Below are 13733 nucleotides of genomic sequence, written 5' to 3'. Positions count from 1 at the left end.
AAGCGTCTTCCCGGGCATGATTTAACTGCCGGCGCATCATCGGGCGCCCATTGCTGGACGCCCGCCTGCTCAGGCGGCCGCGCCACCCAGGGTCTTGTCGATCATCTGGGTCAGCTGGCCCTTGCCGACGGCGCCGATCTGGGTCGCCTGCACCTGCCCGTCCTTGAACAGCAACAGCATCGGGATCGAGCGCACGTGGTACTTGATGGCCAGCGCACGGTTCTGGTCCACATTCACCTTGGCGACCTTGAGGCGGCCCTGATAGGTGTCGGCCAGATCGTCCAGCACCGGGGCGATCATCTTGCACGGGCCGCACCACTCGGCCCAGAAATCCACCAGAACCGGTTCGCCCGATTGCAGTACAGCTGTGTCGAAGTCGGCATCGCCGACATGTTGAACCTTATCGCTCACCTTGGGTCTCCTGGAAACCAAAACGGCCCACCCGAACGGGCAGGCCGCTACATTGCGCTAAACTGGGGCATTGCGCGACTGAATCAAGTGTCAGTCCTGAAGCCGCGCTGTCCGCCACAACAGCCGCAGTTTGCGACGCTGTCGGCATCGATGCAAGCCGCGCCCGGGCTGCCCAGGGCGCCTCACGAAGACGGAATAATGAGCGACAAACCGCTGACCGATGTGACCTTTTCCTCGTTCGATCTGCATCCGGCCTTGATCGCCGGGCTGGAGAGCGCCGGGTTTACCCGCTGTACCCCGATCCAGGCGCTGACCTTGCCGGTCGCGCTGCCGGGCGGCGATGTCGCCGGCCAGGCCCAGACCGGTACCGGCAAGACCTTGGCGTTCCTGGTCGCGGTGATGAATCGGCTGCTGATCCGCCCGGCCCTGGCCGACCGCAAGCCGGAAGACCCGCGCGCGCTGATCCTGGCGCCGACCCGCGAGCTGGCGATCCAGATCCACAAGGACGCAGTGAAGTTCGGCGCCGACCTTGGCCTGCGCTTTGCGCTGGTCTATGGCGGGGTGGATTACGACAAACAGCGCGAACTGTTGCAGCAGGGCGTGGACGTGATCATCGCCACCCCGGGCCGCCTGATCGACTACGTCAAGCAGCACAAGGTAGTCTCGCTGCACGCCTGCGAGATCTGCGTGCTGGACGAGGCCGACCGCATGTTCGACCTTGGCTTCATCAAGGACATCCGCTTCCTGCTGCGGCGCATGCCCGAGCGCGGCACCCGGCAGACGTTGTTGTTCTCGGCCACGCTCAGCCACCGCGTGCTGGAGCTGGCCTACGAGCACATGAACGAGCCGGAAAAGCTGGTCGTCGAAACCGAAAGCATCACCGCTGCGCGGGTGCGCCAGCGCATCTATTTCCCCTCCGACGAAGAGAAGCAGACGCTGCTGTTGGGCTTGCTGTCGCGCAGCGAAGGCGCGCGCACCATGGTGTTCGTCAATACCAAGGCGTTCGTGGAGCGCGTGGCGCGCACCCTGGAGCGGCACGGCTACCGGGTCGGCGTGCTGTCGGGCGATGTGCCGCAGAAGAAGCGCGAGTCGCTGCTCAACCGCTTCCAGAAAGGCCAGCTCGAAATCCTGGTCGCCACCGACGTGGCTGCGCGCGGTCTGCATATCGATGGCGTCAAGTACGTCTACAACTACGACCTGCCGTTCGACGCCGAAGACTACGTCCATCGCATCGGCCGCACCGCGCGCCTGGGCGAGGAAGGCGATGCGATCAGCTTCGCCTGCGAACGCTATGCGATGAGCCTGCCGGACATCGAGGCCTATATCGAGCAGAAGATCCCGGTCGAGCCGGTGACGTCCGAACTGCTGACGCCGCTGCCGCGTGCGCCACGCGTGCCGGTGGAAGGCGAAGAGGCCGACGACGACGCTGGCGACAGCGTGGGCACGATCTTCCGCGAAGCGCGCGAGCAGCGCGCCGCCGAAGAACAGCGTCGCGGTGGCGGGCGCAGTGGTTCGGGCGGGTCGCGCAGCGGCAGTGGCGGTGGCGGTGGTCGCCGCGAAGGCGCCGGTGCCGATGGCAAGCCGCGTCCGCGTCGCAAGCCACGGGTGGAAGGCCAGGCGCCTGCAACTGCGGCGTCGACCGAACATCCGGTCGTTGCCGCAGCGGCGGGACAGGCACCTTCCGCGGGCGTGGCCGATGCCGAGCGCGCGCCACGCAAGCGTCGGCGTCGTCGTAACGGTCGTCCGGTCGAGGGTGCCGAGCCGGCAGTGGCATCCACGCCGGTTCCCGCACCTGCCGCACCGCGCAAGCCCACCCAGGTGGTTGCCAAGCCGGTGCGTGCCGCCGCCAAGCCGTCGGGCAGCCCCTCGCTGCTCAGCCGGATCGGCCGCCGACTGCGTTCGCTGGTCTCAGGCAACTGACCGTTTGCGGCACTGATCGCATCGCCGCGCATCGGCGATGCGACGCAAGCACTGACGCTCCGGCATAATCGCTGAATGACCGTTCTGCGTTTCGACAACGTCAGCAAGCACTACGCCGGTGGCCACCAGGCGCTGACCGATGTCAGCTTCGAAGTGGCCGATGGCGAGATGCTGTTCGTGACCGGCCACTCCGGCGCCGGCAAAAGTACCTTGCTCAAATTGATCCACCTCAGCGAACGCCCGAGTCAGGGCGCGGTACTGCTGGGCGAACGTAACCTGCTCAAGGTACGTGGCCGGCAGATTCCGCTGCATCGGCGCCAGGTGGGTGCGGTCTATCAGGACCACCGTCTGCTCAACGACCGCAGCATCGCCGAGAACGTGGCCCTGCCGCTGATCTTGCGCGGCACCCGGCGTGCCGAGATCGGCAAGCGCGTGCGCTCGGCATTGGAGCGCATCGGTCTGGCCCATCGCGAGAAAGCCCTGCCGTCGCAATTGTCTGCCGGCGAGCAGCAACGCGTGGGCATCGCGCGCGCCATCGTCGGCGAACCGCGGCTGCTGGTGGCCGATGAGCCCACCGGCAATCTCGACCCGGCACTGGCCGCGGAAATCATGCAGTTGTTCGCCGAACTTCCGGCCCGTGGCACCAGCGTGCTGGTGGTCAGCCACGACCTGGCGCTGCTCAAGCAGATGCGCAAGCGCGTGCTGATCCTGGATCACGGCCGCCTGGTCGACGACATCTCGCCGCAGGACCTGGCCGAATGAGCAAGCCCGCCAATACCGAAACCGTCGCGCCGTCGCGGCTCGGCGTCTGGATCGACCACCATCTGCACAGCATTGCCTTCAGCCTGGGCCGTGCGATGCGCAAGCCGTGGGCCACGTTGCTGACCATCGTGGTGATGGCCCTGGCCCTGGCCCTGCCGCTGGGGCTGTCGATCGCGCTGGATAACGTCAAGCTGCTGGCCGGCAGCGTGCAGCAGTCGCGCGAGATCAATCTGTTTCTGAAGGTCGACGTGGCTGCCGAGGCGGCGCAGGCGCTGGCCGGCGAGCTGCGTGCACGCCCGGATGTCGCCAAGGTGACGCTGCGCACGCCGGAGCAGGGCTTGGCCGAGCTGCGCGAAAGCGCCAAGCTCGATGAAGCGGCCGATGCGCTGGGCGACAACCCGCTGCCCACCTTGCTGATCGTCACTCCCGCCGATGCGACCGACGACGCGCAGCTGGCAAATGCGCTGCAGGCGCTGCCGCAGACCGATCAGGTGCAGCACGACGCGCTGTGGCGCAAGCGCCTGGATGGCTGGTTGCACTTCGGCGAGCGCCTGGTCCAGGTGTTGTCTGCCCTGCTCGGGATCGGTGCGGTGCTGGTGGTCGGCAACACCGTGCGGCTGGACATCCAGTCGCGGCGCGAGGAAATCGGCGTGCTGCAGTTGCTCGGCGCCAGCGATGGCTTCATCCGCCGCCCGTTTTTGTATCTGGGCGCGTGGTACGGACTCGGCGCCGGCGCTGTCGCGCTCGCTCTGATCGCCGCCTCGGGCCTGGCATTGCGTGCGCCGTTGGCGACATTGGCCGACAGTTACGGCAGTTCTTTTACCCTGCACGGGCTGGATCTGTTGCATTCTGCGATGGTGCTGGTCGGCACCTTAGTCCTGGGTTGGTTGGGTGCCTGGCTGGTGACCGGCCATTTCCTTCGCCAGACCCGTCCTACCGAGACCTGAGGCCTGCCATGCATCCACCAGATCTCAAACACCTGATCAGCGACGCACCGCGCGTGATGGTGGTCGATGGTTCCAAGTTGGTGCGCAAGCTGATTGCCGACGTGCTCAAGCGCGACCTGCCCAATGTGCAGGTGATCGGCTGTTCCAACATTGCCGAAGCGCGGCAGGCGCTGGAAGCCGGCGCCGTGGATCTGGTCACCACCTCGCTGTCGCTGCCCGATGGCGACGGCCTGACCCTGGCGCGCAGCGTGCGCGAAACCGCCGGGCAGGCCTATGTACCGGTGATCGTGGTCTCCGGCGATGCGCAGCAGCATCTGGTGGAGCGCCGATTCACCGAGTACGTCACCGATTATTTCGACAAGGCGCTGGGCCATGAAGCCCTGGCGACCTTCATCCGCGGCTACGTGCAGCCCGAGCCGGTGGTGGGCGCGACCGTGCTCTACATCGAAGACAGCCGCGTGGTGGCCGAGGCGACCAAGCGCATGCTCGAACGCCAGAGCCTGAAAGTGGTGCACGTGCTCACCGCCGAAGATGCCTTTGCGCTGCTCACCGCCGAATCGCTGGGCCGCACCGAGCGCCGCATCGACGTGGTGCTCACCGACGTGACCCTCAAAGGCGAGCTCAACGGCCGCGACGTGGTCGAGCGTATCCGCATCGATTTCGCCTACGGCAAGCGCCGCCTGCCGGTGCTGGTGATGACCGGCGACACCAACCCGCGCAATCAATCCGACTTGCTGCGCGCCGGTGCCAACGATCTGGTGCAAAAACCGATCGAAGAGCGCCTGCTGGTGACCAAGGTGTTGTTCCAGCTGCGCCTGGCACGCCTGGAGGATCAGGCTGTCACGCTATGACTGAAGGGGAGGGACGCATCCAGCTGGAACCGTCGTGGAAGGCAAGAGTGGGCGACTGGCTGCCGCGCCCGCAGATGCAGGAGTTGTCGGCATTCCTGCGCCAGCGCAAGGCGGCCGGGGCGCGGGTGTTTCCGCCCGGCCCGCAGATCTTCGCCGCCTTCGACGCCACCCCGTTCGAGCAGGTCAAGGTGGTGATCCTGGGCCAGGACCCGTATCACGGCGAAGGTCAGGCGCATGGGCTGTGCTTCTCGGTATTGCCCGGCGTGCCGGTGCCGCCGTCGCTGCTCAACATCTACAAAGAGATCCAGGACGACCTGGGGATCGCGCGGCCGGATCACGGCTACCTGATGCCCTGGGCGCGCCAGGGCGTGCTGCTGCTCAATGCCGTGCTGACGGTGGAGCAGGGACGCGCCGGCGCCCACCAGAACAAGGGCTGGGAAGGCTTCACCGATCATGTGGTGGACACCCTCAACCGCGAGCGCGAAGGGCTGGTGTTCCTGCTGTGGGGCAGCTATGCGCAGTCCAAGGGCAAGGTCATCGACCAGGCACGCCATCGGGTCTTGAAGGCGCCGCATCCTTCGCCGCTGTCGGCGCACCGCGGCTTCCTGGGCTGCCGGCATTTTTCCAAGACCAACGACCATTTGCGGCGGCGTGGTCTGAGCCCGATCGACTGGTCGCTGCCACCACGCAGCGCGCTGGACACCACCTCCACCGGCGCCTGAACGACGCTGGCGGCATCCCGTCGCGCAACCAATTTGTCACGGTTTGCACAGGGGCTTGGTGATACCGTAAGCCTCGAATTTGGGGTGCCGGGCTGTAGAACACCGGTGATGCCAAAGACCCGAACGTTCTATAAATGGAATGCTGGGAACTCTTTCTGTACCCGGCAGTCCAATAGTTCGACTGCTAAGATGGTGCCTATGAACCAGACTACCTCGACTGCCCTTGTGGCAAACAATCTCCCGATTCCCAGTGCGCTCGGTTCGCTGGACGCCTACATCGGTGCCGTGCACCAGATCCCGGTGCTGTCGGTCGATGAGGAGCAGGATCTGGCCCGTCGCTTCCGCGACGAGCTGGACCTGGACGCCGCGCGCGAACTGGTCCATTCCCACCTGCGCTTCGTGGTGCACGTGGCCCGCGGCTACAACGGCTACGGCCTGCCGCTGGGCGACCTGATCCAGGAAGGCAATATCGGACTGATGAAGGCGGTCAAGCGCTTCGACCCGGACATGGGCGTGCGCCTGGTCAGCTTCGCGGTGCACTGGATCCGTGCCGAGATGCACGAGTTCATCCTGAAGAACTGGCGCATCGTCAAGGTCGCCACCACCAAGGCGCAGCGCAAGCTGTTCTTCAACCTGCGCAAGTCCAAGACCCGTCTGGGTTGGCTCAATGCGTCGGAAGTGACTGCGGTTGCCAAGGACCTGAACGTCTCCGAGCGTGAAGTGATGGAGATGGAGTCGCGCCTGGCCGGTCGCGATATCGGTTTCGACGCGTCGTCGGACGAAGACGACGATCACGGCCCGCCGTCGCCGGTGAGCTATCTGGTCGCCAATGAAGAAGACCCGTCGCAGGCGTACGAGCGTCACGACAGCGAAGACAACCAGCTGCAGCTGCTGCGCGAAGGCATGGCTGGACTGGATGTGCGTTCGCGCGACATCGTCAAGCGCCGTTGGCTGGATTCCGATTCGAAAGTGACGCTGCAGGAACTGGCAGACGAATACGGCGTCTCGGCCGAGCGTATCCGCCAGATCGAAGCCAATGCGCTGAAGAAGATGAAGGCGCTGTTCGTCGCCTGACCCTGTCGGTCTTGCGCGAGTGGTTGTACAGACGGCCCGGTTTTCCGGGCCGTTTGCATATGTGGTGTTACGCGATTGCTACTCCGGCGGGCGCGCCACCGGCAGATGCCAGCCGTAGCGGATGGCCATGAAGCGCAGGCCGAAACACACGCCGGCGCCGGTCGCCAACGACCAGGCCTGCGGCACATCCAGGACGTGCCCGATCGCGACCAGCCCGCCACCGGCGAGCGCGGCGACCGCATACAGTTCGGCCTGCAACACCACCGGCGTGCGTGCCACCAGCAGATCGCGCGCGATGCCTCCGCCGATGCCGCTGAGCATGCCCAGCAGCGTCGCGCTGAGTGGGCTGAGGTGATAGTCCAGCGCCTTGCTGGTGCCGTAGACCGCAAACAGCGCCAATCCGGCCGCATCGAAGAGTTGCACCGGGTTGCGCAGCCGCTCCACCGCTGCATGCCAATAGAACCCGGCCACGCCGGCCAGGCAGGCCACCAGCAGATACTGCGGCTGCACCAGCGCGGCCGGCGGGGTGGCGCCGATCAGCACATCGCGCACGATGCCGCCGGACACCGCTGCCGCGCAGGAGAGCACCAGCACGCCGAACAGGTCCAGGCGGTTGCGCACCGCCAAGGTCGCTCCGCTCAGGGCGAACACGAAGGTGCCGAGCAGATCCAGCAGGAACAGGACAGTTGCCACGATCGGGTCGTCGAATCAGGCCGCACAGCATCGCACGGCCTGCGCCGCTATCACCCGTCCTTGCTGCTGGGCGGCGGGTCGTCGGCGGCGCCGCCGAAGATGATGCGTGCGGCGCGCTGGTAGCTCCAGTACGCCATCGCCCAGTTCACCAGCACCACGAACCGGTTGCGGAAGCCGATCAGAAAGTACACGTGCGCAGCCAGCCAGAACCACCAGGCGACGATGCCGGACAACTTGAGCTTGCCCACATGCACGATGGCGGCCATGCGGCCGATCGTGGCCAGGTTGCCGTAGTCCTGGTAGCGAAACGCCGGGGCGGTCTGGCCGCGCTGCCGCGCCCGGATCGCCTTGGCGATGTGCTTGCCCATCTGCTTGGCGGCCGGCGCCACGCCCGGCACCGGGCGGCCGTCCTGCTGCACCGAGGCCAGATCGCCGCCGACGAAGATGTCCGGGTGGCCCGGTACGCTGAGGTCGGCCTCGACCAGCACGCGGCCGGCGCGATCCAGCGGCACGCCCAGCGTACGCGCCAGCGGCGAGGCGGCCACGCCGGCGGCCCAGACCACGGTGCGTGCCGGCACGAAGGTGTCGCCGAGCTGGTAGCCCAGCGCATCGATCTGCGTGACCGGAGTCCCGGTGTGCACCTCCACGCCCAGACGTTCCAGCTGCTTGCGCGCCTTGGCGGTGAGATCTTCCGGAAACGAGGGCAGCACGCGCGGACCGGCTTCGACCAGGCGCACGCGCGCCTGCCGCGGGTCGATGTGGCGGAACTCGTTCTTGAGCGTGTGGCGGGCGATTTCGGCCAGGGTGCCGGCCAGTTCGACGCCGGTGGGCCCGCCGCCGACCACGGCAAAGCTCAGCCAGGCGGCGCGTGCGGCAGGGTCGGATTCGGCTTCTGCGCGCTCGAAGGCCAGCAGCAGCTTGCGCCGCAGCACCAGCGCGTCGTACAGCGTTTTCAGGCCGGGGGCGTGTTCGGCCCATTGGTCGTTACCGAAATAGGCATGGGTGGCGCCGGTGGCCAGCAGCAGCATGTCGTAGCCGAGCGTGCTGCCATCGGCCAATACCACCTCGCGGCGGTCTGGTGCGATATCGGTGACATCGCCGAGCAGTACTTCGACATTGCGTTGCTCGCGCAGGATGTGCCGGAGCGGCGCGGCGATGTCCGGTGCCGACAGGCCGGCGGTGGCCACCTGGTACAGCAGCGGCTGGAACAGGTGGTGGTTCTGGCGGTCGACCAGGGTGATGCGGATGCCGGGGTCGTCGAGCGCGCGGGTCGCCCATAAGCCGGCGAATCCGCCGCCGACCACAACCAGATGCAGCGGAGCTTGGGAGGGGGGAGAGGTCATCGTGAGGTCCGATGGAGTGCGACGCGGGCCCATCAGGATGCCGCATCGGCAATGAACATGCCGCGTGAGCGCGGCCCGCCTGCGGCATCATGTCGCATCTCCCGCTTCCGGCCAGCCCATGTCCTCGCTCCCGCCGCCGTTGCCGCCGTTGTCGTCTGTGCAACCCGCTGCACCGTCGCCGGCAGCTGTCGCCCCAAAGTCGCTCAGTAGTGTGGCGATCGGGCTGATTGGCGTGGCGACGTGCGTGGTGCTGATGGCGATGCTGGTGTTTGGCGCGCTCATCTGGCTGATGTCGACCGGTTGGTCGTTGTTTGCCGATCAGGCGCGCAGTGCGCTGCAGGCCGATGCCGTGGTGCAGGAACATATCGGGCAGATCCGCGACATGCGGGTGGATCTGTATCGAACCAGTCTGGCACCGGGGAGCGATGAGTTCGTGTTCGATGTGCAAGGCGATCGCGGCACCGGGCGCGTGCACGCCACCTGGGTCAGCGACGGTGCCGAACGCGAGATCCTGAGTACGGGCGTGCTCACGCTGCGCGATGGTACCGAGTACACATTGCCGGCCGAGACCGACGTGGAGGAGAGTGAGATGGACACCGACACCGACACCGACTTCAAGACCGAATCTGCGAACTCCCTGGAGCAATGAGCATGATCGACAACCCCGACAAACGCATCGCGCTGCTGATCGATGCGGACAATGCGCCGGCCGGCAAGATCGACGTGGTGCTGGCCGAAGTGGCGCGCTACGGCGTGGCCAACGTGCGCCGCGCCTACGGCAACTGGAAGAGCCCGCACTTGAAAGGTTGGGAGGCGGCATTGCACGACTACGCGATCCGGCCGATCCAGCAATTTGCCTACAGTTCCGGCAAGAACGCCTCGGACATGGCGATGGTGATCGATGCGATGGACCTGTTGTACGCGCGCAATCTGGATGGATTTGCGATCGTCTCCAGCGATGCCGACTTCACGCCGCTGGTGATGCGGCTGCTGACCGACGGCATGAAGGTCTATGGCTTCGGCGAGAAGAAGACACCGGCGCCATTCGTCAATGCGTGCTCCAAGTTCACCTATGTCGAGGCGCTCGGGCAACAGGCTGCAGCGGCCAGCGAAACGGCTGCCGGTCGCAAGGACGCCACGGCATTACGCAGCGATACGCGTCTGGTCCAAATGCTACGCAATGCGATCGTCAGCGCCTGCGAAGACGATGGTTGGGCGCTGCTGAGTGCGGTCGGCAAGCAGGTGGCCAACCAGGCCTCGTTCGATCCACGCAACTATGGCTATCGCAAACTCAGCGATCTGGTACGCGCGATCGGCTTGTTCGAGATCAGGCAGGACGAACAGGCGTTGTGGGTGCGCGACGCGCCCAAGGGTGGGGGCAGCGGCGCGAAAACCGCAGTGCCTGCCGCAGCGGCGCCGTCACCGGCCAACAAGCGCGCGGCGCGCGCACCCGCCAAGCCTGCTCCGGGGAAATGACGATGACGCATGCAGCCAGCGACCACGCACCGCCGACGATCACGCTGTGGGGGCGGCGCAATTCCAGCAATGTACGCAAGGTGCTGTGGTGCGCCGAAGAAGCCGGCGTGGCCTACGCCTCGATCGAAGTGGGCGGCGCGTTCGGGGGCAACACCACGCCGGAATATCGCGCGCTGAACCCGAACGGGCTGGTGCCGACACTGCAGGATGGCGCGCTGGTGCTGTGGGAATCCAACGCGATCGTGCGCTATCTGGCCGCGCAATATGCGCCGGCGTTGTATCCGCATGCGCCGGCCGAGCGCGCGCTGGGCGACCGCTGGATGGATTGGACCACTTCCACTTTCGCTGGAGTGTTTCGCGACCTGTTCTGGGGCGTTTTGCGCACGCCCGAGGCCGAGCGCGATCACGCACGCATCGCTGCGGCGTTGACCCACTCGGGTGAGTTGCTCGCACGTGCCGATGCGGCATTGGTGCAACAGCCGTACCTGTCCGGCGAGCAGTTCGCGATGGGCGATATTCCGCTGGGCAGCTTCATCTACGCGTGGTTCGAAATGCCGATCGAGCGACCGGAATTGCCGCATCTGCAGGCGTGGTATGCGCGCCTGCGTGCGCGGCCGGCGTACCGGCGCGCGGTAATGACCGCGCTGACCTGAGTGTCGCGCCGACGCTGAGTCAATGCGATTCATGACAGGCACCGCCTGAGCTGCCGACCCGGCACGTTGCTGCAAGCAAGTGGGCCTTGTACATCACGCAGACAGGTAGCCTGCAGTGCTGTAGGAGCGCACCCGGGCGCGAGGGCATTCCCGTCATGCCGCATCGCGCCCGGGTGCGCTCCTACCAAGGATCACGCCACGTGCGCTCAATGACCTGGGCACAGCGCGCAAGACGTGGGTCTGGCTTCTGCTCCATGGTCGATACGCCGTGCGCTAATACAAGTCGATCGGGTCCACATCCAGCGACCAGCGCACACGGCGGGCTTGCGGTAGCGCATAGATGGCCGGCAGTTGGGTGTCGAGCAGGCGATGCAATGCCGCGCGTTGTTGCGCCGACAACAGCAGCTGCGTGCGCTGGAAACCGGCGCGGCGCGGCATCGGTGCCGGCATCGGGCCGTAGCATTCCACTGCGGCAAACGCCGGCGATTGCGTGCCGGGGTCGGCGCTGGTCAAACCGCGCACCGCCAGCAGGAATTGATTGGCTGCGGCCACATCCTTGGCTTCGGCACGGAACAAGGCCAGGTGCGCGAAGGGAGGGAATCCGGCCGCTTCGCGCTGCTGCAGTTCGGCGTCGGCGAAGGCGTGGTAGCCGCCATTGACCAGGGTCTGCAGCAACGGGTGTTCGGGGTGATGGGTCTGCAACCAGACTTCGCCCGGCCGGTCGGCACGCCCGGCGCGTCCGGCCACCTGGATCAACTGCTGGGCCAGTTTTTCGGCGGCGCGGAAGTCGGCCGAGAACAGGCCTTCGTCGATGCCGACCACCACCACCATGGTCAGCCGTGGCAGGTCGTGGCCCTTGGCCAGGATTTGCGTGCCCACCAGGATGCCGGCCTCGCTGCCCAGGCGCGCCAGCTGGGTCTCCAGTGCGTCGCGACGCTGGGTGGTGCTGCGGTCGATGCGCACCACCGGGACGTCCGGAAACGCCTCGGTCAGGCGTTCTTCCAGTCGCTCGGTGCCGATGCCCTGCGGCTGCAGCGCGAGGCTGGCGCAGGCCGGGCAGGCCAGCGGTGCAGGTTGGCGCGCGCCGCAATGGTGGCACTGCAGACGGCGGCCGCCGGCATGCACGGTCATCGGGGTCTGGTGCAGCGGCGTGCTGCAGCGCTGGCAGGCCGCGGTCCAGCCGCAGTCGTGGCACAGCAGCACCGGTGCATAGCCGCGGCGGTTCTTGAACACCAGGACCTGTTCGCCGCGCGCCAGGGTGGCGCCGATACCGGCCAGCACCTCGGGCGACAGGCCGTCCTTGAGCGGGCGCTTGCGCACGTCGAGCACGCGTACGCGCGGCGGGCGCGCTTCGCCGGCGCGCCGCGACAGGCGCAGATGCTGGTAGCGGCCGGAATAGGCGTTGTGCAGGCTTTCCAGCGATGGCGTTGCACTGCCCAGTATCACCGGCACATCCAGCGCCTTGCCGCGTACCAAGGCGAAATCGCGCGCGTGATAGCGGATGCCGTCCTGCTGCTTGTAGCTGCCGTCGTGCTCTTCGTCGATCACGATCAGCCCGGCGTTGGGCAGCGGGGTGAACACCGCCGAGCGGGTGCCGACGATCAGCTTTGCCTCGCCGCGCCAGGCCGCCGCCCACACCCGCGCGCGTTCGCCATCGGACAGACCCGAGTGCAGTGCGTGCACCGGCACGCCCAGGCGGGTACGGAAGCGGCCCAGGGTCTGCGGGGTCAGGCCGATCTCCGGTACCAGCACCAACGCCTGCTTGCCGGCGGCCAGGCAGTCGGCGATCGCCTGCAGGTAGACCTCGGTCTTGCCGCTGCCGGTGACGCCGTCGAGCAGGTAGGTGGCAAAGCCACTATGCGCGCGGATCGCGGTGGCGGCGGCCTGCTGTTCGTCGTTGAGCGGCGGGCCGCTGCCGGGACGGGGCGGGATGCTGTCGGCCGGCACCGCCACGCGCTCGGCGTAGTGGCGTTTGGCCAGGCTGCGCGCTGCCTGCCGCCATTGCGGCAGTAGTGGATCCAGTTGCTCTTCGCCCACTGCGCCGGTGAGCAGCAGGGTCGCCAACAGGGCGGGACGGCTGCCCGCGCGCAGGCTGGCGGCACCGCTGTGGCCGGCTTCGGTCAGCTGCCAGGCCCAGGCGTGGGTGTCGGCCAGCGGTTCGCCGCGGCGCAGCGGGCCGGGCAAGGCGCTGGTCTGGGCCTCGCCGAGCGGAGCGTGGGTGTAGCGGGCCAGCCAGTGCAGCGAGCGGGCCAGTTCATCGACCAGCAGCGGGGCCTGGTCGCACCACGCCAGTGCCGGGCGCAAGCCGTCGGCCGCGGGCAGTTGCCCGATGTCCACCACCACCCCGACCAACTCGCGCGGCCCGAAAGGCACCCGCACCCGGCAGCCGACCCGCGCCGGGTCCGTCAACGGCGCATCGGTCGGAGGCAGATAGTCGAACAACTGGGGCAGCGGCACCGGCAAGGCGACGCGCAGGGTGGCGACGGTCGAAGTCATCCGACCAGTCTACCGACCCTGTCCAGAGGCCGGCGGCCGCCCCCGAATCGGCCCGAATCCAACCCGAGGCAGCGGCCGCGTTTCTGTGACGGAAGTGATAAATACGACGTAAACCTATGTGAGGGTTAAGGAAACGGGTTTATCCACACTGGCTGTGGATAAACCTGTGAATTAGTGTCGTGCTCCACGCTGTGACGATGGATTCACTAGCCTCTGCAACCTCTTGGACATTTTTTAGCCAACATGCATAAGTCAATAAATTTCAATCACTTAGGCGTGAAACACGAATGCAACAAAGAAAAAACAACAGTTGACAGACGCCTGCGTATCGGTATGTCTGCCGCTGTGCACAACCCGCCGCGGCGGCAGGCACGGCCGGTGTGAA

At 66.7% G+C, this 13733-nt stretch carries 13 protein-coding genes; 9 read left to right on the top strand and 4 right to left on the bottom strand.

The window, feature by feature from the left end; all coding sequences use genetic code 11:
• Positions 1 to 69: 69 nt before the first annotated feature.
• Positions 70 to 411, bottom strand: coding sequence for a thioredoxin TrxA (gene trxA / locus ACCQ15_RS19070; protein ID WP_005923050.1), 342 nt, complete (start codon positions 409 to 411; stop codon positions 70 to 72).
• A 198-nt stretch (positions 412 to 609) separates the two neighbouring features.
• Here trxA and rhlB point away from each other — a divergent pair, with 198 nt between their 5' ends.
• From rhlB to rpoH, 6 genes are all read left to right on the top strand, one after another.
• On the top strand, positions 610 to 2331 hold the full coding sequence (gene rhlB / locus ACCQ15_RS19065; RefSeq protein ID WP_011348805.1) for an ATP-dependent RNA helicase RhlB: 1722 nt from the start codon (positions 610 to 612) through the stop codon (positions 2329 to 2331).
• Between the two features lie 75 nt (positions 2332 to 2406).
• On the top strand, positions 2407 to 3093 hold the full coding sequence (gene ftsE / locus ACCQ15_RS19060; RefSeq protein ID WP_003484499.1) for a cell division ATP-binding protein FtsE: 687 nt from the start codon (positions 2407 to 2409) through the stop codon (positions 3091 to 3093).
• Positions 3090 to 4040 carry a permease-like cell division protein FtsX gene (ftsX, locus tag ACCQ15_RS19055; protein WP_029820491.1) on the top strand — a complete coding sequence of 317 codons (951 nt, stop codon included), beginning with the start codon at positions 3090 to 3092 and terminating at the stop codon, positions 4038 to 4040. Before ftsE ends, ftsX begins: the two co-directional genes overlap by 4 nt.
• Before the next feature lie 8 nt (positions 4041 to 4048).
• The gene (locus tag ACCQ15_RS19050; RefSeq protein WP_003484494.1) at positions 4049 to 4891 is read left to right on the top strand and encodes a response regulator; all 843 of its coding nucleotides are present in this window, start codon (positions 4049 to 4051) and stop codon (positions 4889 to 4891) included.
• Positions 4888 to 5613 (top strand): uracil-DNA glycosylase, encoded by a 726-nt coding sequence (gene ung / locus ACCQ15_RS19045; RefSeq protein ID WP_277574799.1) that lies wholly within the window; start codon positions 4888 to 4890, stop codon positions 5611 to 5613. Before ACCQ15_RS19050 ends, ung begins: the two co-directional genes overlap by 4 nt.
• A gap of 198 nt (positions 5614 to 5811) precedes the next feature.
• Complete coding sequence (rpoH, locus tag ACCQ15_RS19040) at positions 5812 to 6687, top strand: RNA polymerase sigma factor RpoH (protein ID WP_372380941.1); 876 nt, start codon at positions 5812 to 5814, stop codon at positions 6685 to 6687.
• 78 nt (positions 6688 to 6765) lie between these two features.
• Here the strand turns inward: rpoH and ACCQ15_RS19035 are convergent, their stop codons facing one another.
• Positions 6766 to 7380 carry a trimeric intracellular cation channel family protein gene (locus tag ACCQ15_RS19035; protein ID WP_011348802.1) on the bottom strand — a complete coding sequence of 205 codons (615 nt, stop codon included), beginning with the start codon at positions 7378 to 7380 and terminating at the stop codon, positions 6766 to 6768.
• 50 nt (positions 7381 to 7430) lie between these two features.
• Entirely contained in the window at positions 7431 to 8723 is a 1293-nt protein-coding gene (locus ACCQ15_RS19030) for an NAD(P)/FAD-dependent oxidoreductase (protein WP_008577165.1), read from the bottom strand.
• A gap of 118 nt (positions 8724 to 8841) precedes the next feature.
• On the opposite strand from ACCQ15_RS19030, the gene ACCQ15_RS19025 reads away from it, so the two are divergent.
• Genes ACCQ15_RS19025 through ACCQ15_RS19015 form a run of 3 tightly spaced genes read left to right on the top strand, consistent with a single transcriptional unit; the run spans position 8842 to position 10852 of the window.
• On the top strand, positions 8842 to 9372 hold the full coding sequence (locus ACCQ15_RS19025; RefSeq protein ID WP_029820488.1) for a hypothetical protein: 531 nt from the start codon (positions 8842 to 8844) through the stop codon (positions 9370 to 9372).
• Entirely contained in the window at positions 9369 to 10199 is an 831-nt protein-coding gene (locus ACCQ15_RS19020) for an NYN domain-containing protein (protein WP_057680853.1), read from the top strand. Before ACCQ15_RS19025 ends, ACCQ15_RS19020 begins: the two co-directional genes overlap by 4 nt.
• The gene (locus tag ACCQ15_RS19015; protein WP_071117689.1) at positions 10196 to 10852 is read left to right on the top strand and encodes a glutathione S-transferase family protein; all 657 of its coding nucleotides are present in this window, start codon (positions 10196 to 10198) and stop codon (positions 10850 to 10852) included. The genes ACCQ15_RS19020 and ACCQ15_RS19015 overlap by 4 nt, the downstream gene beginning before the upstream one ends.
• Positions 10853 to 11125: 273 nt before the next feature.
• On the opposite strand, the gene ACCQ15_RS19010 is transcribed toward ACCQ15_RS19015, so the two are convergent.
• Positions 11126 to 13348: a primosomal protein N' gene (locus tag ACCQ15_RS19010; RefSeq protein ID WP_029820485.1), complete on the bottom strand. Its 2223-nt coding sequence runs from the start codon at positions 13346 to 13348 to the stop codon at positions 11126 to 11128.
• Between the last annotated feature and the right edge of the window lie 385 nt (positions 13349 to 13733).

Source organism: Xanthomonas sp. NCPPB 1754 (assembly GCF_041475725.2).
In the GTDB taxonomy this organism is placed as follows: Bacteria; Pseudomonadota; Gammaproteobacteria; order Xanthomonadales; family Xanthomonadaceae; genus Xanthomonas; species Xanthomonas euvesicatoria.
Note: the sequence above shows the minus strand (reverse complement) of the source record. Positions and strands in the feature narration are given on the sequence as shown.